This is a genomic window from Vibrio sp. 704 (genome assembly GCF_033339295.1).
In genome coordinates this window covers 1-620 of the sequence record NZ_JAWOUH010000628.1, presented here as the reverse complement: position 1 = coordinate 620, position 620 = coordinate 1, and the positions used below count along the sequence as shown (strand labels likewise).

The 620-nt window shown below is 41.9% G+C and carries 1 pseudogene; it reads right to left on the bottom strand.

The features are described from left to right. A pseudogene (locus tag R7R24_RS28165) lies at window positions 1-155 on the bottom strand (GGDEF domain-containing protein); the annotation flags it as partial. Window positions 156-620: the final 465 nt, after the last annotated feature.

Here is a 620-nt window from a genome sequence, read left to right as displayed (position 1 = left end):
ACGCTTAACCCCCAATGATTTTCGAGCGATTGGACGATAGCGCCGTACACCAATAGTGTGGCGGCAATGCTAGAACACAGAAAAACGATTTTCTTTTTTCTCGTCGAGCGGATATCCGCCATTTCTTCTAGGCGAGCCCCGGCCAATGTCGACATCTTCTATCCCTACTTAAATTGATATGTACGTCTATTCTAGGCGGTATTTTAGCGATAAATAGAATAACAAAATCGCCAAATGTGAACTTAGTCATGTTGCGAGGTGATTGAATCTTGTAAGGAATTTTCTGGGTGTGACGACGCCAAGGGTTTTGTTTATTACGATATCTATCGATATGTTGTCTGCAATATGGTGATGACGGTTACAAAGCTACCTTGATGTGTGCACGTTGATAAATACAGATAATGCATAAAAACGGCTGTTGGTGAGTCGATTCTCAATTCGCTGAATGGCGTCATTTAACGGCGTTAAGCCAATTATCAACCGCGTACCTATTGAGCTCATTGTTCGTCAGTCGATGATCTCTAAGCTCCGTCAATGAGTCGCGTGGGCTTGAAAAATCATTAGAAATATTTTCCTCAAATGACAGGAATTATTGTTGTTGTTGTGACCAATCTCCGACT